This window comes from Campylobacter devanensis (assembly GCF_002139915.1).
Taxonomy (GTDB): Bacteria; Campylobacterota; Campylobacteria; order Campylobacterales; family Campylobacteraceae; genus Campylobacter; species Campylobacter devanensis.
The window spans coordinates 708798-732593 of sequence record NZ_CP018788.1 but is presented as its reverse complement, the minus strand read 5'-3'; the positions used below and the strand labels follow the sequence as shown (position 1 = coordinate 732593).

At 31.1% G+C, this 23796-nt stretch carries 22 protein-coding genes; 10 read left to right on the top strand and 12 right to left on the bottom strand.

Annotated features, from left to right (window positions below; translation table 11 throughout):
* Positions 1 to 28: 28 nt before the first annotated feature.
* The 8 genes from gatB to CIGN_RS03590 all read right to left on the bottom strand — a co-directional run bounded on the left by gatB (position 29) and on the right by CIGN_RS03590 (position 8153).
* Entirely contained in the window at positions 29 to 1450 is a 1422-nt protein-coding gene (gene gatB, locus CIGN_RS03630; protein ID WP_086302242.1) for an Asp-tRNA(Asn)/Glu-tRNA(Gln) amidotransferase subunit GatB, read from the bottom strand.
* Positions 1451 to 1517: 67 nt separating this feature from the next.
* Positions 1518 to 2054 (bottom strand): thiamine phosphate synthase, encoded by a 537-nt coding sequence (locus CIGN_RS03625; protein WP_086300674.1) that lies wholly within the window; start codon positions 2052 to 2054, stop codon positions 1518 to 1520.
* Between the two features lie 179 nt (positions 2055 to 2233).
* Entirely contained in the window at positions 2234 to 2914 is a 681-nt protein-coding gene (locus CIGN_RS03615) for a F0F1 ATP synthase subunit A (protein ID WP_086224605.1), read from the bottom strand.
* Between the two features lie 108 nt (positions 2915 to 3022).
* The gene (locus CIGN_RS03610; RefSeq protein WP_086226945.1) at positions 3023 to 3784 is read right to left on the bottom strand and encodes a TSUP family transporter; all 762 of its coding nucleotides are present in this window, start codon (positions 3782 to 3784) and stop codon (positions 3023 to 3025) included.
* A gap of 8 nt (positions 3785 to 3792) precedes the next feature.
* Positions 3793 to 5229, bottom strand: coding sequence for a potassium/proton antiporter (locus CIGN_RS03605; protein WP_086302241.1), 1437 nt, complete (start codon positions 5227 to 5229; stop codon positions 3793 to 3795).
* A 2-nt stretch (positions 5230 to 5231) separates the two neighbouring features.
* Positions 5232 to 6899, bottom strand: coding sequence for a cation:proton antiporter (locus CIGN_RS03600; RefSeq protein ID WP_086302240.1), 1668 nt, complete (start codon positions 6897 to 6899; stop codon positions 5232 to 5234).
* A 5-nt stretch (positions 6900 to 6904) separates the two neighbouring features.
* On the bottom strand, positions 6905 to 7264 hold the full coding sequence (locus tag CIGN_RS03595) for a heat shock protein transcriptional repressor HspR (protein ID WP_086224609.1): 360 nt from the start codon (positions 7262 to 7264) through the stop codon (positions 6905 to 6907).
* Between the two features lie 10 nt (positions 7265 to 7274).
* Positions 7275 to 8153, bottom strand: coding sequence for a DnaJ C-terminal domain-containing protein (locus CIGN_RS03590; protein ID WP_086302239.1), 879 nt, complete (start codon positions 8151 to 8153; stop codon positions 7275 to 7277).
* A gap of 151 nt (positions 8154 to 8304) precedes the next feature.
* On the opposite strand from CIGN_RS03590, the gene CIGN_RS03585 reads away from it, so the two are divergent.
* The 3 genes from CIGN_RS03585 to CIGN_RS03575 are packed head-to-tail and all read left to right on the top strand — an operon-like array spanning position 8305 to position 11706.
* Positions 8305 to 9717 carry a Do family serine endopeptidase gene (locus CIGN_RS03585; RefSeq protein WP_086286755.1) on the top strand — a complete coding sequence of 471 codons (1413 nt, stop codon included), beginning with the start codon at positions 8305 to 8307 and terminating at the stop codon, positions 9715 to 9717.
* A 45-nt stretch (positions 9718 to 9762) separates the two neighbouring features.
* A complete protein-coding gene (locus CIGN_RS03580) occupies positions 9763 to 10437 on the top strand; it encodes a response regulator transcription factor (protein WP_086224612.1) in 675 nt (224 codons plus the stop codon).
* Between the two features lie 21 nt (positions 10438 to 10458).
* A complete protein-coding gene (locus CIGN_RS03575) occupies positions 10459 to 11706 on the top strand; it encodes an ArsS family sensor histidine kinase (RefSeq protein ID WP_086224613.1) in 1248 nt (415 codons plus the stop codon).
* Here the strand turns inward: CIGN_RS03575 and CIGN_RS03570 are convergent.
* Genes CIGN_RS03570 through CIGN_RS03555 form a run of 4 tightly spaced genes read right to left on the bottom strand, consistent with a single transcriptional unit; the run spans position 11677 to position 17349 of the window.
* A complete protein-coding gene (locus CIGN_RS03570; RefSeq protein ID WP_086302238.1) occupies positions 11677 to 12933 on the bottom strand; it encodes a ComEC/Rec2 family competence protein in 1257 nt (418 codons plus the stop codon). The two genes, CIGN_RS03575 and CIGN_RS03570, sit on opposite strands and share 30 nt — an antisense overlap.
* Positions 12934 to 14229: a TolC family protein gene (locus CIGN_RS03565; protein ID WP_086302237.1), complete on the bottom strand. Its 1296-nt coding sequence runs from the start codon at positions 14227 to 14229 to the stop codon at positions 12934 to 12936.
* Between the two features lies 1 nt (position 14230).
* Positions 14231 to 16156, bottom strand: a complete 1926-nt coding sequence (locus CIGN_RS03560) for a MacB family efflux pump subunit (protein ID WP_086226938.1) — start codon at positions 16154 to 16156, stop codon at positions 14231 to 14233.
* Positions 16156 to 17349 (bottom strand): efflux RND transporter periplasmic adaptor subunit, encoded by a 1194-nt coding sequence (locus tag CIGN_RS03555; RefSeq protein WP_086302236.1) that lies wholly within the window; start codon positions 17347 to 17349, stop codon positions 16156 to 16158. Before CIGN_RS03555 ends, CIGN_RS03560 begins: the two co-directional genes overlap by 1 nt.
* Positions 17350 to 17480: 131 nt before the next feature.
* On the opposite strand from CIGN_RS03555, the gene glmU reads away from it, so the two are divergent.
* From glmU to truA, 7 genes are read left to right on the top strand one after another with little or no spacing between them, the layout of a single operon-like run.
* Positions 17481 to 18788: a bifunctional UDP-N-acetylglucosamine diphosphorylase/glucosamine-1-phosphate N-acetyltransferase GlmU gene (gene glmU, locus CIGN_RS03550; RefSeq protein ID WP_181892545.1), complete on the top strand. Its 1308-nt coding sequence runs from the start codon at positions 17481 to 17483 to the stop codon at positions 18786 to 18788.
* Positions 18778 to 19938: a bifunctional phosphopantothenoylcysteine decarboxylase/phosphopantothenate--cysteine ligase CoaBC gene (coaBC, locus tag CIGN_RS03545; protein ID WP_086302234.1), complete on the top strand. Its 1161-nt coding sequence runs from the start codon at positions 18778 to 18780 to the stop codon at positions 19936 to 19938. The genes glmU and coaBC overlap by 11 nt, the downstream gene beginning before the upstream one ends.
* The gene (locus tag CIGN_RS03540; protein ID WP_086224620.1) at positions 19935 to 20606 is read left to right on the top strand and encodes a hypothetical protein; all 672 of its coding nucleotides are present in this window, start codon (positions 19935 to 19937) and stop codon (positions 20604 to 20606) included. The genes coaBC and CIGN_RS03540 overlap by 4 nt, the downstream gene beginning before the upstream one ends.
* Complete coding sequence (uppS, locus tag CIGN_RS03535) at positions 20603 to 21280, top strand: polyprenyl diphosphate synthase (protein ID WP_086232157.1); 678 nt, start codon at positions 20603 to 20605, stop codon at positions 21278 to 21280. Before CIGN_RS03540 ends, uppS begins: the two co-directional genes overlap by 4 nt.
* Entirely contained in the window at positions 21280 to 22008 is a 729-nt protein-coding gene (locus CIGN_RS03530; protein ID WP_086228936.1) for a prepilin peptidase, read from the top strand. The genes uppS and CIGN_RS03530 overlap by 1 nt, the downstream gene beginning before the upstream one ends.
* Positions 22005 to 23030 (top strand): LptF/LptG family permease, encoded by a 1026-nt coding sequence (locus CIGN_RS03525; RefSeq protein ID WP_086302233.1) that lies wholly within the window; start codon positions 22005 to 22007, stop codon positions 23028 to 23030. The genes CIGN_RS03530 and CIGN_RS03525 overlap by 4 nt, the downstream gene beginning before the upstream one ends.
* Complete coding sequence (truA, locus tag CIGN_RS03520; protein WP_086302232.1) at positions 23030 to 23794, top strand: tRNA pseudouridine(38-40) synthase TruA; 765 nt, start codon at positions 23030 to 23032, stop codon at positions 23792 to 23794. The genes CIGN_RS03525 and truA overlap by 1 nt, the downstream gene beginning before the upstream one ends.
* Positions 23795 to 23796: the final 2 nt, after the last annotated feature.

The following is a 23796-nucleotide window of genomic DNA, read 5'->3' as shown; positions in this document are numbered from 1 at the left end:
TATGAAAATTGCTAATAAACCAATAATGCTACCCTAATTTCGTTTTTAATAACTCATTTACTTTGGCTGGATTAAATGCACCCTTGCCCTCTTTCATAACTTGACCAACAAAGAAACCAAATAATTTATCTTTACCGCTCTTATACTCAGCTACTTTATCTTCATTTGCAGCTAATACTGTATCAATAATAGATAATATAGCTGAATCATCACTTACTTGTTTTAGGCCTAGACGATCAATCACGCTATCTATATCTTCATCACTTTCTATTATTACATCTAAGACATCTTTAGCGGCTTTTTGTGAGATAGTACCATCTTCTATTCTGTTTAATAGAGTTGAGAGTTTTGCACTATTAACTGGACTTGTCTCTATAGTTACACCATTTTTTAATCTACCTAAAAGCTCTACAGTAAGCCAAGTCACACATAGTTTTGGTGAGTTTGTGCCAGCTATTAGATCTTCAAAATATTTTGCCATCTCATAGCTGCTAATTATCACATCAGCATCGCTCTCTTTTATTCCAAATTCACTTATATATCTAGCTCTTTTTTCATCTGGTAACTCAGGTAAAATACTAGCTTCTTCCATAAGCTCATCAGGAATAATAACTGGTAATAAATCAGGATCTGGAAAATAGCGATACTCTGCACTATCTTCTTTACTTCTCATTGGTTTAGTTATTAATTTTGTCGTATCAAATAGTCTAGTTTCTTGAACAACCTCACTATCATATCTACCATCCTCCCAAGCTTCACACTGACGCTCTACCTCATACTCAATAGCTTTTTGAATAAATCTAAATGAATTTAAATTTTTAATTTCAACTCTTGTATATAGCTTTTCATCACCTTTTGGTCTAATGCTAACATTTACATCGCATCTAAAAGAGCCTTCTTGCATATTAGCATCGCTAATATTTAAAAATCTTAAAATACTATGAAGTTTTTTAAGATACGCTACTGCCTCATCACTACTTCTAATATCTGGTTCGCTTACGATCTCTAAAAGCGGAGTTCCAGCACGATTTAGATCTACAAGACTAGATTTACTCTCATGGCTATTTTTGCCAGCATCTTCTTCTAAATGCGCTCTAGTAATACCAATTCTTTTATTTTTATCGCCAACTTTAATAATTAGCTCACCATTTTCTACAATTGGAATAGTAAATTGAGATATCTGATAGGCTTTAGGTAGATCTGGATAGAAGTAGTTTTTGCGGTCAAAAATACTCTTTTTATTTACAGTTGCATTTATTGCTTTACCAAAGCTAATTGCTTTTTTTACTGCTTGAGAATTTAACACCGGCAATGCCCCAGGAAGAGCTAAGCATGTTGGACAAACATGAGTATTTGGCTCCTCTCCAAAACTAGTTGAACATCCACAAAATATCTTAGTTTTTGTATTTAACTGACAATGTACTTCTAATCCTATAACTGTTTCAAACATAAATTTAGCCTTTTGATATTGATAAAATAATATATTTTAGCACAAAAAAAATTAAATATTAATAAGGTTAATCTAGCGTAAAATAGCGAATTGATGCAAATCCAGCCACACCGCACTTCATCACAGCACAAATTTGCTCAGCACTTATTATCCCGCCAAGAGCAATAACCTTAAATTTTGATATTTTTATAGCTTCTTTTAATCCTTCTAAGCCTTTTGGTTTGCCCTTATTTGGAGTTGCAAAAATTGGACTAAATGTAATAAAATCGGCTCCATATTGATTGGACAATTCTATCTCTTTAATATTATGAGTGCTAGCAATTTTGATTAAATTTGGCGGAGTTTCCTTTAATAAATGAATAAAATTTGAACTAAAATGAATACCATCAAAGCCAAGTTTGCAAGCCAAATCGATATCATTTTGAAGTAAAAATTTTATATTATGAGATTTAAATTTAATAAATTCTTGAGCTGTTTTATCATAGTTATTAGAGTTTTTATCTCTAAAAAGTAGCATATTAGCCTCTTTTAATCTAATAAAATTATTAAAAGCATAATCCAAATTTGAATAAAATTTGGGATCGCTAATTGCATACTTGATCACTATTTAAAATCCTTAATAACAGATATGATATCAAAGCTAAAATAAGACCAAAACTAGCCCCAATTAAACCACTAAGAAAAAGTCCTAAAAAATAAAAATGATAGATACAAAATAGTGCGCCGACAATAGCAACTGCCCACGACGCACCTAGAATAAAATTTAAAATATATACCAAAAAATTAATGCTCTTCAGAAACTACCACAGCACCAGCTAAATAAACATATGTTAAAATCATAAAGATAAATGTTTGTAGCAATGCCATAAATGTTAGTAATGCAAATGCTGGAAGTGGAGCAACCCACGGAGCAAGACTAAGAACAACCATCAAAAATAGATCATCGCCTTTAATATTTCCAAAAAGCCTAAATGATAATGAAACTATACGAGATAAATGAGATACAATCTCGATAGGAAACATTAAAGGAGCAAGAAATTTATTTGGTCCCATAAAATGGGCAAAATATTTAATCACACCTTGAGTGCGAATACCTTCAAAGTTGTAATATATAAACACACAAAGAGCCAAACAAAGAGTTAGATTCAAGCTAGAACTAGGAGCTTCAAAACCAGGAATAATACCAATTACATTACTTGTCAATACGATTAAACCAATTGTAGCTACTAGCGGTAGATACTTTCTAGCAAGCTCATCACTACCCATTACATCACGACCCATTGATACAATACCTTCTAAATATGCCTCAAGTAAATTTTGAGTACCACGAGGTACAAGCTGCATCGAGCTAGTAGCCATTTTAGCAACAATTAGTACTATAATCGCAACTAAAATAATGTGAAAAAGGTACGTAAAGCTATGATCATTAACGATCAAATTTGAAAAGAGAAACAGATCTTTCATAGAAAAGCGCCTTTTAAAAAAATTTGCGGTAATTATATCTTAATTTAGATTAAGCACAAATTAAAAAATCAATTTAAATATCTATTTTTGGTTATTTTATTCTAAATTTTATTTAATAAATAAATCATAAATAATCTTAACAATAGTTAAACTTACCACAGTTAAAAAGATAATTTTTATAAATTTAATCTCTTTTTTTATGACCATATGCGATCCAAAATATGCTCCAATCATTTGGCCAAAACCCATAACTATTCCAAGTAGCCATAGAATTTGCCCACCTCCAATAAATACAGCTAAAGATACGATATTAGAAGTAAAATTTAAGATTTTAGTATTTGCTACTGCGGTTTTTAAATTTAAACCAAGCAAACTAGCAAAAGCAAACATCCAAAACGATCCAGTACCAGGCCCCATAAATCCATCATAAAATCCAATTCCTAACCCAAAAATAGCGTAAAATAAATTTTGACTTATTCTCTTTTCTCTATCAATTTGACCAAGGTTTGGAGTAAAAATAGTGTAGATTAAAATTGCTGCTAAACAGATTGGAATTAGATATTTAATAACCACAGCATCGATTAAAAGTACTGACCATGTACCACACACTGCCCCTACAAATGTCCATATAATTCCGCGCCAAAGAGAGTTAAAATCCACCATTTTTTTATGAGTGAAATTAGCTGCTGCTGTAAAACTACCAAATGTAGCTTGTAGTTTATTTGTAGCTAATGCTACATGCTCTGGGATACCAACTGCTATTAATGCTGGGATGGTAATTAGCCCTCCACCTCCAGCAATTGCATCTATAAATCCACTAAAAAATGCTACAAAAAATAGAAGTATAAATATCCAAATTTCTAATTCCAAATTTAATCCTATAACTCATAAATTCTAATAATCTTTTGATATCTTAACTCGCTATTGCACAAAATAAGCAAAATATCATTTTGCATAAATTCAAATGAACCACTAACCTTTATAAGCTCGCCATTTCGTTTTGCTAAAACGATTAAAAAATCATCTGGCAAACCAAGCTCCGTTAAGTTTTTACCAATTACCTTTGATGATTCCCCTATTTTATACTGCTTTATGTCCGAATAAGATATTGGACTGCTAGGCATATTTGGAATTGTAGCCTTAGATGGTTCGATAACTCCAAATATTTTTCCGCTTTTATTAAGCGTAGTGCCTTGAGTAAGCACAGATATTAATACCATAAAAAATATTATATTAAAGATTAATTGACCATTTTCTAGTTCAGCTGAGAGAGGATATGTAGCCAAAATAATAGGAACAACTCCTCTAAGGCCAACCCATGAGATAAAGCACTTCTCTTTTAAATTATATTTAGAAAATATAGTAGACATAAATACACTAATAGGTCTTGAAATAAACATAACAACAAGCGACATTAAAATACTAATCATAGCAACATGAGGTAGTTCGCTAGGAAAGACCAAAAGCCCAAGTGTAAGGAAGATAAATATCTGCATCATCCAAGCTATTCCATCAAAGAAACCAGTTAAATTCTTTTTATACAAAAACTCTTTTTTATTAGCGATAATTCCAGCTACATATACTGCAATATATCCATTACCACCAATCTTTTCTGTCAAACCAAAAAGCACAGCAACCAAAGCTATTAAAAGCACTGGATATAACCCCCAAGAGCCTAGCTTTACTCTATTTATAAGGCTTGGGATTATAATACCAAATACATAACCCATTGTACCACCAAGGATAAACTCAAGTATAAGCTTGATACTCATTGTGTATGGATCTATAACTGTAGTAGCTGTAAGAAGTCCAAGTAGAGTAATAGTTAAAAAGATAGCCATCGGATCATTACTACCACTTTCAAACTCAAGTAGCGAAGCAAGATTATTTTTAAGTTTAGTTGAACGCATAATAGAAAATACTGCTGCTGCATCAGTCGAGCTAATAATTGCACCAAATAGTAACGACTCAAGCATAGAAAAGCCAATTATATAATAAGCAAATACTCCAGTAATCACAGCTGAGATAACAACCCCAAAAGTTGCTAATACTATACCGCTTTTAAAAATAGGTTTTATTGATTTATAGTTGGTATTAAATCCACCAGAAAACAGTATATATATAAGTGCTATAGTTCCTACATTTTCAGCTATTTTAGCATTATCAAATTCAAGCCCTATAAGCCCATCGCTACCTGCTAGCATACCAATTGCTAAAAACATAAGCAGTGCTGGAACTCCATATTTATCAGATATTTTGCTAAATAAAACACTAAGGATAAATAATCCTCCAAATATAATCAACGAATTATCCATAATTATCCTTGATTTAAGTCATTATTTATTTTGCACTTTAAAGCCTTACTAATAATAGCTTTAGCCACAGCTTCTCTCTCTTTAATCAAATAAAAATGATCTCCAAAATCAGTATAAAGCCCCTTCTCAATAGTATCAGCAAATCTTATAATAGTATTTACATCATATCCTAGATTTTTTATAGAGTTTGCTATTAACTCTGATTTTTGTTCATTGCTAACAGCAATTATTGTAGCTATACAATTTTTAATATGAGCTTTTTCTAAAGTAGTTTTTTGAATAGCATTTCCATAATATACATTATCTCTACTATTCTTACCACGCTCTACTAAATTTAAATCATTTTCAAGTGCTATATATGAACAACCTTTAGCCTTTAATTGCCTTACTATTTCACGACCAAGCTTGCCATATCCACATACTACAAAATGGTTTTTATACTCTGGAATATCTATATTTACAAGCTCTTCTATCTCATCTTGTTCTTTTGTAGTTACAACTTCCTGCATTAGCTCATCTTGCTCTTCCATGCTATCAGCGATTTTGCTCACATTTTTTAAGATAAATGGAGTAAGAACCATAGATATAACTACTACAGCAGTTAAAATCTGCAATGTTTTATCATCAGCCATACCTTTTACAGATAATAATGTAAATATAGCTAAAGCAAACTCTCCAACTTGAGCTAAGCTTAGCGCTGCTTTTAATGCGACTTTTTTTCTAGTTAATATCATTAAGAATAGATAAATAATCAAAGCTTTAATTATTAAAACAGTAATCAAAACTAAAGCAATTATAAAAAGATTATTAGCAATTACATTAAAGTTTATCTGCATACCAACTGTTATAAAAAATAGACCCAAAAGAAGATCTCTAAAAGGTATAAGGTCTGTCTCAATCTGATGTTTATACTGCGTTTCAGCTATTAGCATACCAGCAATAAATGCTCCAAGTGAATAACTAAATCCAAAATAGTGCGCTAAAAAGCTAGAGCCAATAACCGTAAATAAAATAGTAGTTATAAATATCTCTTTTGAATTTGCACTCACTACTAAATATAAAACACGACTTAATATATACTTACCAATAAAATATAATATTACAATTAATATTACAGCACTAACCATAGATGTAAATATCAAAGAGCTTACAGCGCCATCTTCTACATTAAATATATCTATCATTAAAAGCAAAGGAATAACTGCTATATCTTGAAATAATAATATTCCAAGTACCTTGCGTCCATAACGCTTTGATATATGCCCATTATCATTTAATGTTTTTAAAACTATTGCTGTGGAACTAAGAGATAATGCAAAGCCTATAATAATAGCGCTTTTAATATCTATATCAAATATATAAACCGATAAAATGCTACATGCAAAACCAGTAGCAAATACTTGAATAGGACCATATATAAATACATATTTTTTCATTGACATTAAATGCTTAATGCTAAACTCAAGCCCAATAGTAAACATCAAAAATACAATCCCAAATTCAGCTACAAAACTTAAATCATGATTATTTTTTAGTCCAAAAAGCTGTGAAATCAAGATTCCTGTAGCAATATAACCTATAATAGTTGGGATTCCATATCTGCGAAATATAAGATTAAATAAAACAGCACAACCAGCTGTTATTACAAATATATATATGATATTATCCATTTTCTCTACTTTTTATCATTTACAAATATTAAATCAAAACTACTACCACGCTTGACTAGCGAACCTTTATTTTGTGTTTTTATATTTGCCCTTAACTCCTCTATTACAGCTTCATACTCTTCAAGTCTTTGTTTTAAGCGTAAAATCACATCAACACCTGCTAAATTTACACCTAAATCTCTAGTAAGTCTTAAAATCATCTTAATCCTATCAAGATCTTTTTCGCTATAGAGTCTCATCTTGCCTTCAGTTCTGCTAGGCTCTACTAATCCCTCTCTTTCATACTGTCTTAGAGTTTGGGGATGGATACTTAAAACCTTTGCTACTACGCTTATTAGATAGACCGGCTCTTCATAATCTCTCATACCATCTCCTTTATAGTTTGCTTTGCAACATATCTCTTAATTGCGGATCAATCTGCTCAATATCTGGTAAAATTATATTAGTAACTAAATACATATCGCCATAGATGTTGCTTTTTCTATTTTTTACACCATAACCTTTTAATCTAATTTTTTGACCATTTTTAGTATTAGGCGGTATTTTGATTGATACATCTTTTTTAAATGTCTTTACATCAATTTTATCACCAAAAAGAGCAGTTTTAAGAGTTAAATCTAAATTTTTATACAAATCATCGCCATCTCTTTTATACTCCTTATCCTCTTCTATATTTACAGTAATAATTAGATCTCCTCTATGGTTTCCAGCGCTTTTACCTTTATTTCTAGCCCGTAGCTTTTCACCGCTATTTAATCCGGCTGGAATTTTGATTTTAATCTTTTCGCCATTTATACTAAACTCATAATCACCGCCATTTACAGCTAGTTCAAATGAAATATTTATCCTAACTTGAATATCTAAATTTTGCCCAAATCCTTGATCAAAACCATCAAATCCACCAAAACCTGCTGAACTAAATCCTCTCTTAGATCGTCCTGCACCGCCAAAATTGCCAAAAAGTTGATTTAATATATCATTAAAATCAGCATTACCGCCAAAATTTTCTCTACTAAAATCATGGAAACTCTGTCCGCCAAACATACTATCGCCATATTGATCATACTGCCTACGCTTCGTTTCATCGCTTAAAATTTCATAAGCAGCATTAATCTCTTTAAATTTCTCTTCAGTCCCTGGGTCTTTATTGATATCGGGATGATACTGCCTAGCTAGCTTTCTATAGGCTTTTTTAATCTCATCGCTACTAGCATCTTTAGAGATTCCCAAAGTTTCATATAAACTATTACTCATTATAATTCTCCACTTATATCTTTTTATATATATTATATCATAAAAGTTGAGCTAATGTCAATCAACTTATTTAAATTCATTTGTATAAATATTAAATTTATATTTATCCCTACATAATATAATCCAAAGCAACTTTTTAAAGGGGAATAATATGAAAAAAATAACATTAATATCACTTATAGCAGCCTCAACAATTTTTGGTGCTAATGTAGAATTTAGTGATGCAAACCCAAATTTTAACCGCATAAATCCAACTATAGATCAAAACTCAATCCTATCATATAATAGTTCAATTCAAAAAGCAAAACAGACAGTTGTAAATATATCAACAACCAAAACTATAAAGGTAAAAAATAATCTAAATAGCCTAATGAATGATCCATTTTTTAAAGAATTTTTTGGTTTTGGTTTTAATATTCCAGAACAAAGAAGCCAAAAAAGCTCATCTCTTGGTTCAGGTGTAATCATCTCTAGTGATGGCTATATAGTTACAAATTATCATGTAATAGAAGATAGCGATGAGATTATAGTATCAATGTTAGATAATTCAAAAGAGTATAAAGCTAAAATAATTGGCTCAGACCCAAAAACAGATTTAGCAATTATAAAAATAGATGCTAAAAACCTAGAACCAGCATATTTTGCTGATAGCTCTAAGCTTCTTGAAGGCGATGTAGTATTTGCTATTGGTAATCCTTTTGGCGTAGGTGGAAGTATCACAAGCGGAATAATAAGTGGATTAAATAAAGATAATATTGGATTAAATCAATATGAAGATTTTATCCAAACAGATGCTAGTATAAATCCTGGAAATAGTGGCGGTGCTTTAATAGATAGTCGTGGTGCCTTAGTTGGTATAAACTCAGCTATTCTTAGCCGAAGTGGAGGCAATAATGGAATAGGATTTGCCATTCCATCAAATATGGTAAAAACAATAGCTCAAAAGCTAATTAGCGATGGAAAGATAACTCGTGGCTACATTGGTGTTATGATTGCAAATTTAACAAAAGACCAAAAAGAGATATATAAAAACAAAGAAGGCGCATTAATTACTAATGTAGAAAAAGACTATCCAGCTAGTAAAGCCGGCCTTCAAAGAGGCGACCTTATCATCAAAGTAGATAATACAATCATAAAAAGTGCAAATGATTTAAAAAATATAATTGGTGCATACTCGCCAAATACAAAAATTAATTTAGAATATGAAAGAGCAGGAAAAATCTACTCTACTAAACTCCAGCTAGCTGATACAGATGTTACTGGTAATACAGCTGAAAATTTAAGCATTGATGGCTTAAGCGTGCAAAATTTAAGTGAAGAAATAAAATATAAATACAAAATACCTCAAGAGATAAAAGGTATATTAATCACAGATGTCAAAGATGGTTCAAATGCTGCACATACAGGCTTTGAAAGTGGAGATATAATTATTCAAGTAAATGAGAAAATTATAAATAATATTAATGAATTTAGCCAAGAGATAAAAGCGTCAAAAGCATCAAAAAGAAAACCAATAATCTGGATAAATAGAGCTGGAATTTTAATGGGGCTTGTATTGAAATAATAGCTATTTTTGGCTATAATCAGCTCAAATTTATAAGGCAGATATATGATAAAGATTCTAATGATTGAAGATGATTTTGAACTTGCAGAGATATTAAGCGAATATTTAGAGCAATTTGAAATAGAGGTTAAGATATGTGATGATCCATATCTTGGCCTTTCTACTCTTAATACAAATAAATTTGATCTAGTTATTTTAGATCTTACCTTGCCAGGTATTGATGGGCTTGAGGTTTGCAAAGAGATACGCACCAAACATACAATTCCCATCATTATCTCTAGTGCTAGACATGATATAAGCGATAAGATAAATGCATTTGAATTTGGTGCAGATGATTACTTGCCAAAACCATATAATCCCCAAGAGCTTCTAGCTAGAATCAAAAGCCATTTACGACGCCAAAGTATCACAATGCAAGAGATATCTCCAGCTCCAAAAGATCTAGTATGTGATGATTTTCGTCATATTATTACTCTAAAAGGCGAGCCGCTTCAGCTTACAGTTGCTGAGTATGATATCTTAAGATATTTAATTAAAAAAGAAGGTGGCGCTATAAGTCGTGAAGAGTTAATTTATAATTGCAACTCCATAAATGAAGATAGCACAAATAAAAGTATAGATGTTATCATAGGTCGTATTCGCACCAAAATAGGTGAAAATCCAAAAGAGCCAAAATATATCCACGCTATTAGGGGCGTAGGCTACAAGCTAGAACAATAAATTAAAACCAAAAAGGGCAAAATGAGATTTTCATCAATTTTTTACACCATTACGCTTATTTTCGCCCTTGGAATTGGGGCTATAGGAATAGCATTTTTATGGCTTATAGAGTATGATAAAGCCAATTACGCAAGAGAATTAAATACCAAATATTCTATTGTAGCTAGGGCTACTTTACTTCATTTAAATGAGTTAATTAATGAAGATGAGTATAAAGAACAGGTCTCAAATTTATATATGCCCCAAATAGATAATATAGAAAAAAAAGAAAAAATACTAAATCAAGCTGTAATCTTAGAAGAGATTACTACTGAATTAGGATCAAGCGCTATATTATTTTATGAGAAAAAAAACTATTTAAAGGTTACCAAAGATGACAATACTCTACTTCTTATAGATACAGCATATCAGCCATATAGATATATAATTATTCAGATTATTTTTGCTTTTGTAGCTGGAATTATCTTGCTTACATATATATTTATTATTCGTAAGATTATGCCACTTGGAAAGTTAAAACGCCAGATTGATAAATTTGCTCAAGGGGATTTAGAGATCAAAAATGTCGCCACTGGAAATGATGAGATCAGTCAGGTAGCAAGTGCTTTTTATGATGCTGTTAGCCAGATTAAAAATTTAAATAATAGCCGTCAGCTCTTTTTACGCAATATCATGCATGAGTTAAAAACTCCAATTACAAAAGGTAGAATTACTGCTGAGATGATTCAAAAAAATAAAAATCAAGAGCGTTTAATCGATGTATTTGAGCGACTTGAGAGCTTAATAAATGAATTTGCAGCTGTAGAGCGTGCCACTTCTAGATTAATAGGAGAATTAAAACCTTGTAAAGTAAGAGATGTAATAGATGAAGCTATAGATATTGCTATGGCTGAAGAGTCTAGCGTTGGAATTGAGGCCATAGATGATGCTACTGTAAAGGCAGATTTTAAACTTTTAGCAATTGCATGTAAAAATATAATTGATAATGCTCTAAAATATTCAGATGACAAATTTGTTAAAATTACAATCACAAACAATGAGATAGTATTTTCATCAAAAGGCCAGCCATTAGAAAATGATATAAAGTACTATATAGAACCATTTACACAAGGAACAAATGCCAAAAAAAGCTTTGGTCTAGGTCTATATATAGTACATAATATCTTAATAGCCCATAAATTAAAACTAATATATAAATATAATAATGGAATAAATAACTTTATCTTTAGTGATATAAATTTAAATCAAGGCAAAAATATAGACAAATAATCCAAGTAACGCCAATAAAAGCATTATCCACTTTTTATATATTGCTAATAATGCAATAATATTATACCCTATAAACTGCCATAGCTCCAGATTAGCCTTGCCTTGAGCTGGTGCAAATTCAATAAATCTAATCATAAAATCATCAAAAAGCCCGCCTATTCCAAAAAGATGCAAAAATAGACTAACTGGATAAAATATTATAAAAATATAAGATAGTGGAATTACACTAATTTGATACCAGCTAGCTATAGGAAAAAAGTAATAAACAGGAACATTCATCGCTAAAAATACAAAAATCTCAAGAATTAAAGTATGCATCAAAATTCTCTTTAAACTACTAAGGTCGCTTCTATTGCCAAAATGATAGATATATAAAAATATAAAATAGACCCCAAGACATGAAAAATAAAACCCAATAGAAAAGAGTAATTGCGGACTAAAAGCTAATCCAATCAATATTGCTAAAATCAAATTTCCAAAGCTAAAAACCTTAAGCCCACGACTAAGCAATAAAAACCCAACCACACCCATAATATATGAACGCAAGAAACTAGGAGTAAAATCTAAAATATATAGATAAAATCCCATTAAAATAAACAAAATCAAACTAATATAAAATCTTAAATTTAAGTATGGAAAATATCGATCTTGCAACGGCGCAATAGTAAATCTAGCTACAAAAAATACAAAAATAAATATTACACTAAGATGAAATCCGCTAATTGCAATAATATGCGCAATTCCCCAGTGAGTAACATTTTGACGCAACTCTTTACTCATTGGAGTTGCTAAATATAAGGCACTATATAATTCTTGCATCTTAGGATTTTGATGTTGAGATATGATTGCATTTTTAAGAATATTAGCAAGGCTATCATTTATATCAAGCTTACTAATCTTAAAACTAGGCAAGAAAAATCTACCAGCAATATAATCTTTAAATTTAAGATTTTTAGTTATTACCCCTACTTCGCAACTACTGCACTTTGGCAAGCTCTTAGAGCGAGTATAAAATATAAAGTTATCACTTTTAAACTGCAAAACATAATACTCGGAGTTTTTTCCTTGTCTTTTATCGCTAAATAAAAGATCAGCCTTAATAAAACTATATGGCTTAGCTTTAAAAGCTTCATAACTTCTAAACTCTAAATACAAATTTAGAGTAAAAATCGCAATACAAATAGCAATAAATACTCCAAATTGTCTAAAGTTAGAAAATAAATTCATCTACTTTGCAATGGCTTTATAGTAGCTTAGCTCATCATTTAATAGCTCAAATTTTTGATTAAGGAGTGAAATTTGGGCTGAGATTAGATTATTTTGCGCTTCTAATAGATCTTTTAACTCAGCACTTCCTTCATTATATTTACTCTTATAAATTGCAACAATCTTAGCTTGATCGCTTACCATTATGGCTAAATTATCATATGTTGCTTTATCAGTTTGATAAAATAATAGATATTTTAAAGACTCATTTATGGCATTTTTTAGCGTTTTTTCATAGCTAAATTTAAGTTTATTAAACTCAAGCTCACTAATTTTAATATGTTTTTTAAGCTTAAAATAGTCCAAAAATGGCAAACTAAAACTCACAACTCCACCAAGTTGATTAAAATCAAAGCTATTTTTAAACTTTTTATCGCTATCGCTTAAATTTGCACCAAGACTAAGACTAGGCAAAAGCTCTTTTTGACTTAGACGATACTCATAAAAGCTCGAATTTAGTTTTGCTACTGCTTCATTAATATCTGGACGATTTGAAAGCTCACCAACATCAAACTGGCTAATTCCTATAAATTCGACACCATCTAAGCTAAGCTCATCAAACCTTTTATCACTTCTAGTAAGATTTTTTAAACTCTCATAGTTAGATTCTAATGATCTTTGTGTAGAGTGAATTTGATTTTGAATTTTTAATATATTTTGAGAACTTTGCTTAATAGCTAAAAGCTCCTCTTTACCATTTTCAAATTTAACCTTAACTATATCATCAAGCATCTTTGCATTATCTAAATTTTGCTTTAAACTACGCAAAGAGTCATTAAGATATAAGATATTAAAATAACTATTTGCTACTTGACTAATAATAGTCAATCTTAAATTATCCAATGTTAATCTACTAGAGTGCATTATCCACTCTTTTGATTTATAATTATCATATATCTTACCAAATATATCAAGTTCATAGCTAAGGCTAAATTTAGAATTAAACTTACTGCTAAACTCATCACTTTTGCCTATATCTCTACTGCTATTTGCTCCTATCTCGCCACTCATTGATGGGATATAGCCATCACTTGCTATACCTGCATTTAACATAGCTACTTCTAAATTTAACACCGCTACACCAATATCTTCATTATTTTTAAGAGCCAAATTAATAAGCTCATTTAAGGTAGTTTGGTTAAAATCTTTATGCCACTTAGGAGTATAAAACTCAACATCTTTAATCTCATAATCTAGCTTTTTGCCAGCACATCCGCCAAAAATAATAGCTATAAAAATAACAATTATATATCTCATTTTAATCCCTTAGTAGTGCATCAATTGGATTTAATTTAGATGCATTTTTAGCTGGAATATAACCAAAAATTATCCCAATAAGACTAGAAACTCCAATAGCTATAATAATCGAAGCTGTGCTAAATATCATCGTAAATCCAGTATCTAAAGCATTTATAATAGTACCAACTAAATATGCTAGTCCAACTCCAATTACCCCGCCAATAGCACATAGCAATATCGCCTCTATTAAAAATTGAAGTAAAATATCTCTACTTTTAGCACCAATTGCCATGCGAATACCAATCTCTTTAGTCCTCTCAAATACACTTACAAGCATAATATTCATAACTCCAATTCCGCCAACCATCAGCGAGATAAAAGCCACTCCAGAGATTAAAAGACTCATTGAATTTACAGTGCTTTGAACGGTTTGCATAATAGTATCTGAATTTATAGTAAAAAAGTCCTTTGTCCCTCGCATAGAACTCATAGCCTCTATTATCCCGCTCTCAGCTACTTGAGCATTTACCTCATCATTAATTTTTACAATTATTGATCGAATGTTTTGTTGGCCTGTTAATTTATTTACTGCTGTAGTATATGGCAGATATACAGTAATATTATCAGCACCAAATGAGCCTGAATCCTTATATCCTACTCCTATAATTGTAAAAGGTTGTTTATTAAATATAATTGTTTTGCCAATAGGATCAACACCTTCAAAAAATTCTTTTTGTGCTAAATTATCAATGATAATATTTGATCTTGAAAATCTTAAATCATCAAATTCAAAATCCCTACCATGCGTAATTGTTACCCCAGAGACATTAAGCAAATTTTCACTTCCGCTTCTTAGACTTGCATCTATATTTTTATTGCCATATGTGAGTAATCCAGTAGCATTAATCCTAGGCGTAGCATAATCTACAAAGCTAAGACTCTCAAGCATCTTATAGCTCTCAATACTAAAATCTTTTAACTTTCTAGCATTTTTATCACCAAAATTTTTACCTAAATGCAACGTAATTGTATTTGTTCCCATACTATTGATATTAGCTAAAATCTTTTGCTCACTACCTTTGGCTAAAGCAACTACACAAATTACAGAAGCAATACCTATAATAATACCAAGCATAGTCAAAAATGATCTAAGCTTATGCGATTTAATCGCTCCAATACTCATCATAAAGCTCTCTAACAAACGATCTTTTAAAGCTTTGAAATTTGATTCTATAGATATGTTTTTAGAGCTTTTTTCGTAACATTGATTATTTTTTATATCATCTTTAATTATATTGCCATCTTTAATCTCTATGATACGATTTGCCCAACTAGCTATATCTTTATCATGTGTTACTATTATAATTGTATGGCCATCTTTGTGAAGCTCTTTTAAGATCTGCATTACCATCACACCACTAGCACTATCAAGCGCTCCAGTAGGCTCATCACATAGCAAAATCTCCCCGCCATTCATCAGCGCTCTAGCGATACTTACACGCTGCTGCTGACCGCCACTTAGATAGTTTGGCATAGTATCTATTTTAGATTCTAAGCCAAGTTTTGCTAGAAGCTCTTTAGATCTATTCAATCTATCATCTTTATTCATTCCAGCATAAATTCCAGGCAAGGCGACATTGCTTTTGACATCATTTGAACTAAGTAGATTATAACGCTGAAAGATAAAGCCAAATTTTTTTAATCTTAAATTTGAGAGTTCATCTTTATTAAATTTACTTATATCTTTACCATCAAGCTCATATTTACCACTTGTTGGAGTATCTAGACAACCCAATATATTCATAAGCGTACTCTTGCCGCTACCTGATTGCCCTATAATAGCTACAAACTCACCCTTTTTAATCTCTAAATTTATCCCTTTTAATACCTCTGTTTGAGTATCACCGACTTTGAAGGATTTACGGATTTTGCTTAGCCTAATCATTACAACCTCATCATCGGTCTTTTAGAGCCATTCATCATATTTTGCATACTAGCTGAGTTTAGATGAAAATATATTACCTCTTCATTTTCGCTAAGACCGCTTAGAATTTGTGTATTTATACCATTTGTAATTCCTGTAGTTATAGCTCTTTGTTCGATTTTATCACCATTTTTAATATATACAAATTTACCATCTTTACCTGATTTTATCGCCATTGTAGGTAGATATAAGACATCTTTATTTTCAGCAATTATTATTTTATTTTCTGTTGTCATACCTATACGCAAAATCTCATCACTATTATCTACATTTACCTTAGCATAATAATATACAGCTGAGCTTGAGCTAGTACTGCTTGAATTTGAATTTGAAGTGGAGTATTTGCCATCACTTAAAGTAGTCAAACCTGGGTCAATTGAGCTTATATATGCGGTAAATTTTTTAGTATTATTTGAAAGAATCGAGTATTCTACCTTATTTCCTACCTTAATATTTGGTATATCTCCTTCGCTAACTTGCAATCTTATCTCCATTTTGCTTAAATCTGCGATATTTACTAAGGTTGGAGTTGTTTGATTAGCGTTGATAGTTTGACCCACCTCCACAGGCACAGATACTACAACTCCATCAAATGGCGCCCTAATATCAGTATAGCCCAAATTTGTTCTAGCAGTATTAATCTCAATTCCAGTTTGTTTGATTTGAGCTTCTATCTCTTTTAAACTAGCTAATTTTAAACTATAAGTATCTTTAGCATTTTCTAAGCTCTCTTGGCTTGTGGCGTTTTGTTTAGCTAGGTTTTGCTCCCTTTCATACTGCTTTAATGCGATATCAACTGAAATTTTAGCCGAATTTAGCTTCGCTTCTAAAATCTCCAAAGCCGCAAGTTGCTGATCGAGCGTATTTTGCTGCTTTATGCTATCTATTTGAGCTATTTTATCTCCGGCTTTTACTCTATCACCTACTTTTACATATAGCTCTTTTATCTGACCGCTTACTTGAGCACCCACAGCAACTAAATTACGAGAAAAAACTTCACCCACAGCATCTACGCTTTGTATGATATCTCCGCGTTTAACAACTGTTGTGATATATTTATCTTTTGGCTCATCATCTTTTAATCCCCACCATAAAATAGCTCCACTAACAGCTATAAGACCGGTAATAATTAATAATTTTTTTGAAATTTTCATTATTTTCCTTAGAATTTTTTATTGCCATTGTATGAAATTTATGTAAATTTATTGTTAAGATTGTAATTTAGATTTAATCAATTTTAACCATATTTAGCTACAATATTGTCAAATTTAATCCAAAAGAAAAGATCATGAAAAATATATCAATAATTATACTAGCAGCTGGTAATGGTACTCGTATGAAATCACCTAAATCTAAAGTTCTACACACTCTAAGCGGTAGATCAATGATTGCTCATGTAGTAGAAAAATCACTCCAAATATCTGATGATATAACAGTAGTTTTAGGCTATCAATTTGATGAAGTAAGCTCAGAGATAAATAGAGAATTTAATAATATAAATATTGTCGCTCAAGATACTATCAACTTTCCTGGAACTGCTGGAGCTGTAATGGCAGCAAAACCTAAATTTGATAAAACTCTAATAATATGCGCTGATATGCCACTAGTTGCAACTAGCGAACTAATATCACTAACTCAATCAAATTCTGATATAACTATAGCTGCTTTTGAATCTAAAGATCCTTTTGGATATGGTAGAGTGGTAAAAAATGGCGATCAAGTTATCAAAATAGTAGAACAAAAAGATGCCAACGAAGATGAAAAAGCAATAAATCTATGCAACGCTGGGGCTTACTGCTTTGATACGGCTTTATTAAATTCAGTCCTACCACAGATAAATAACCAAAATGCAAGCAATGAATACTATCTAACAGACGCCATAGAACTAGCGTTAAAAGCTGGCAAAAGCGTAAGCTCTGTCTTAGTAAATGAGCAAAACTTTATGGGTATTAATGACAAGCTAGCTCTAAGCAAAGCTGAAAATATAATGCAAGAGCAGATAAAAGCAAATTTGATGAAAAATGGCGTTATCATTAGACTTCCTCAAACTGTATTTATAGATATTAGAGCCAAATTTGAAGGAGAGTGCGAGATAGAGAGTGGCTGTGTGATTAAAGGCGATTGTCTTATTAAAAACTCTATAATTAAAAGCAGTTCAGTTATAGAGTATAGCACCGTAATTGATAGTGATATTGGTCCGATGGCACACCTAAGACCAAAAAGCCACATAGTCTCTACTCACATTGGCAATTTTGTAGAGCTTAAAAATGCAAATTTAAATAGTGTAAAAGCTGGCCATTTAAGCTATTTGGGAGATTGCCAAATTGATAGTGGAACAAATGTAGGATGTGGTACAATCACTTGCAACTACGATGGTAAAAACAAACATAAAACCATAATAGGCAAAAATGTATTTATAGGTAGCGATACACAGCTTATTGCACCACTAAATATCGCTGATGATACTCTAATAGCAGCAGGTTCAAGCGTAACACACGATAGTCATAAAGGCGACCTAATCATAGCTAGAGCCAAACAAAATAATAAAAGTGGATTCTTTTATAAATTTTTTGGTAAAAAAGATGAAAAATAAAAATATTCTCTTAGCAGTTTGTGGGAGTATTAGCTTTTATAAAGCTTATGAAATTTTAAGTCTGCTTAAAAAAAATGGTGCAAATGTTAAAGTGCTACTAAGCGATGGGGTTCTTAAATTTGCTACTCCAGTGGGCTTTGAAGCTCTTAGCGATGGTGTTTTAACATCGCTTAATGAGAGCTGGACAAATGGTTTAGATCATATAAGCTTTAGTAAAAATGATCTGCTTATCATCGCACCAGCATCAGCTAATAGTATCAATAAAATTGCAAATGGAATAGCTGATAATATATTTTTACAAACAATTCTAGCAGCCTCTTGTCCTAAGATTATAGCTCCAGCTGCTAATAATAATATGCTAGATAATCCAGCCACAATTCGAAATTTAAAGATTTTAAATAATGATGGTTTTACAATTATTGAGCCAATTACTAAAACTTTAGCTTGTGGAGATTATGGAAAAGGTGCATTAAATGAGCCATGGCTAATTGTAGAAACCGCCAAAAGAGTATTAAACCAAGATGAGTTTTACAAAGGTAAAAAGGTTATAATCACTGGTGGTCCAACAACTGAAAAGATAGATGACGCAAGAGCTATTACCAATCACTCAAGCGGTAAAATGGCTAAAGCTTTAGCTGATAGCTTTTACTATGCTGGGGCTGATGTTGTATTTATTAGCTCTATTGATTTTAACACCCCATATAAGATAATCAAATTTAAAAGCTCAGACCAATTAAATAGCATATTAAATCAGCAAATAGTCGCTCCAGATGATATATTAGTAATGTGTGCAGCAGTTAGTGATTTTATCTGTGCTAATCCCAAATATGGCAAGATCAAAAAAGATCAAATGGGAGATAAAATTGAGCTAAAATTAAATATCGATATATTAAAAAATCTAAATTTAAAGTGTAAAAAAATTGGTTTTAAGATGGAAATGGACGCTAAAAATGCTCTACATAATGCTAAAAATATGCTAATGAATAAAAATCTTGATGCAGTGTGTTTAAATATCTTAGGAGATGATATTAAATTTGGCTCCAATGAGACCAAAATAAGCTTTATAACCAAAGAGACAGTTATACAAACAAGCCTAGCACAAAAAGAGATAATCGCATCACAAATTACTAAATTGGCAAAAAATATATGATAAATAAATTATCTAAAATTCAATCTGCTCAAATATCAAATAATATTCCAACAATAATAAACTCAAGTTTGCCAGTTATCATAAAAGTATTAGAACAAACTAGATTTAATCGTTATAATATTAAATTTGGCACCAAAACAATCAGCACTACAAGCTATAAAGATCTAGAAGTAGGAAGCGAATACTATGCTAATATTGGATCTCAAAGCGGCGGTATGATAAGTATAAACTCTCTTACTAAAAGAGAGATTATAAAGCCAGTTTTAGATGATGGAGTAGCTCTTATTGAGATGGTAGCAAGCTCACAAAATCTCTCATGGCTAATACCATATATTAAATCCAAAATGGCAAATCCAATCTCAAAAGATGAATTTAGCATATATGCAGATATGATTATGGCATTAAATGAGAACATACTTCATATACCATTTTATTATGATAACCGTTCTGCATTAATACAAATTTTACTTGGGAAAAATCCTAAAATTTATCTGATATTTTCTTTATTTGCACCAATAATTATCTCTATAAAAGATGGAAAAATTCGCCTAGTTAGCTCACCTTATGTTAGTCTTAGCAAGGCCTTAGCTGATGAGTTAGGATGCGAATTTGAAATTAAACAAGTATCACCTCTATGGCAAAAAACAGTCATAAAGGCTACAATATGAATATATTAAATCATCTAGCTATAATTATGGATGGCAATGGAAGGTGGGCTAAAAATCGCTCTTTAGTACGGACTAATGGCCACAAAAAAGGTGCCGATGTGGTCAATGATATTGCCATATATTGTGCTAAAAATAATATAAAAAATTTAACACTTTATGCCTTTAGCACAGAAAACTGGAAACGACCAAAAAGCGAAGTTGATTTTTTACTAAATTTGCTTTTGAAATTTATCAAACTCAAAGAGGAGCTTTTTTTACAAAACAATATTAGATTCCATACTATAGGTGATTTAAGTCCATTTAGCAATAAACTAAAAGACGCCATAGCAAATCTAAAAAACAAAACCCAAAACAATAATGGATTAAATTTAATCCTAGCAATAAATTATGGAAGTCAAAATGAGATTACAAGAGCTGTAAATTTAGCTCTTGAAAATGGATATAAAATTACAGAACAAAGCATAGCCAAACATCTAGATAGTGCTAGCTTTGGAGATGTAGATCTACTTATTCGCACTGGTGGAGAACAAAGGCTTAGCAACTTTTTATTATGGCAGTCTAGCTATGCAGAACTAGCATTTACGCCAACTCTTTGGCCAGATTTTAACAGCAAAGAACTTGAAGAAATTATAGCTAAATTTAAATCCATTCACCGTAAATTTGGGGCAATTTAATGCTATTGATATTTTTTATTTTTGGGATATGTCTTGGCTCATTTACTACAGTTTTAATCACTCGCATACCTATTGGAGAGGATTTTGTCTTTAGTCGTAGCCGCTGCCCAAGCTGCACTAAAAAGCTTGGCGCTACTGAGCTTATACCTCTACTTTCGTGGGTAATGCTTAAAGCAAAGTGTAAAAACTGCAAAACAAAAATTTCGTCATTTTATCCGTTATCTGAACTAATAGTAGGATTTTTGGCAATTTTTGCCTTTTTTTTAGAATCAAATTTAATCTTAGCTATGCTTTTAGCGTTAATTTTTGCTATATTTTATGCCCTTGGGGCGATCGATTTTAGACTAAAAGCTGTTCCAAATTATCTTCTAATGAGTGGATATTTTTTGGCTGTATTATATGCTTCTATAACTCAAATTAACAATATTTTAGACTCATTTATCATAATTGGTATTATGGTAATACTAAAAAGCACTCTAATGCTACGCCCACGCCATCAAATTTTAGAACCAATGGGTGAGGCTGATAGTATTTTTATCGCTTCGATGGTGGCGATTTTAGGGCTTGAGTGGGGATTTATAGCTCTATTTTTAGGCGCATTAGTTCAGCTTTTTATCCACATATCTATAAAAGATAAAACCATTGCATTTATTCCGGCACTTTTTGGCGGATTTATCGTTGCTGCAAGCCTTAAGAATTTTACAAATATAAATTTAGGATTAATATGAATAGAGTTAATCAATATCTTTTTAGTAGCTTTTTATCGACTTTTGCCTCTTTATTTGCTACGCTATTTTTAATAGTTTCAATTGTATTTTTTATCCAAATTGCTAGAATTACTAGCTATATAGATATTAGTTTTTTTGAGCTTCTTAAATTATATCTATTTATGCTTCCGCAAATTCTACTTTTTACCATACCTATTGGATTTTTTGTTGCTTTAGCGATGAGTTTTTTTCGTCTTTCAAGAGAGAATGAGAGCATAGTTATATTTACCTTAGGATACAATCCAAAAGATATAGCCAAATTTTTTCTAAAAATATCAACTATACTATCAATTACGCTATTATTTATAGCTCTTGTTGCAATGCCTACTGCAATGAATTTAAATAATAACTTTGTAGCATATAAAAAAACCAAACTAAGCCTAAATATAAAACCAAGCGAATTTGGGCAGAAATTTGGCGAGTGGATGGTATTTATAGATAAGCAAAATATAGATGAAAATCTCTCAAAATATGAAAATATTGTATTATATAATCACAACAAAGATAACGAAAGATTTATTACTGCTAGCAGTGGCGATATCACAAATGAAAATGCAAGACTAAATTTAATCTTAAAAGATGGCTATATTTATGATATTAAAGATAACAAATGGAATGTTTCAAAATATGACTTACTAACGATTCGTTCAAATATACAAGATAGTTCTAATGATAATTTTAGTATAACTGCATACTGGAAACAAACCAGTAGCGATCCAAAAGTTGCTAAAAATCTTACAATATACTGCCTTATCGCCCTATTCCCTCTAGCTAGTACTCTATTTGCACTAAGCTTTGGAATTGTAACATATAGATATGAAAAAGGTATGGTATATATTGGAATATTTGCTGTTTTATCGGCATATTTTACAGCAATTTTACTACTATCTAAACATCCATTTTATGGAATTCCGCTTGTTTTTGTGGTTACATTTTTATTAAGTCAAGTAGCATTTATAAATAAAGTGGTAAAAAAATACTAATGAAAATAGCTCTCAAATATAGCTATGATGGATCTAAATTTAGCGGTTCTCAAACACAACCAAATATGCTAGCCGTAGAAGATGCTATAAATGAAGCATTAAATCATGTAGGAATTTATGAACCAATACTATCAGGCTCTAGAACCGATAAAGGCGTTCATGCATTAAACCAAATATCAACCGTGCATTGTGGCGATTTTTGGAATTTAAATAGATTAAAAGATCAAATTAGCCGCCATCTTAGCCCATATATTAATCTTAAAGATATATGGATTGTAGATAAAGATTTTCATCCTAGATTTAGCGCAACTGCTAGAGAGTATAGATATATAATCTATCATGGTGATAAATCACCATTTTTGAGTGATTTTGTATATTTTTATCGAAATTTAGACTTAAAAAGATTAAATTTAGCACTTGCTTGCTTTATTGGTAAACAAGATTTTAAACCATATTACAAAGTTGGAAGTGGTGAAAAATCAACTATTAGAGAGATTTACAAAGCTTATGCGTATCAAATTCAAAAATCTGCATTTAGCATAAATAGATATAGCGATAAACCAAATTTAACTATTATTAAATTTAGAGCCAATGGCTTTTTAAGAGCTCAAGTTAGGCTAATGGTCGCAAACGCTATAAAAGCTGCAACTAGCGATGAAAAGCTAGAGGAGTTTATAGGGCTTCACAAAGCTCAAAAGCCACTAACAAAAATGCCAGCTCCACCAAATGGACTCTATCTAAAAAAGGTATTTTTTAAAACTTAAGC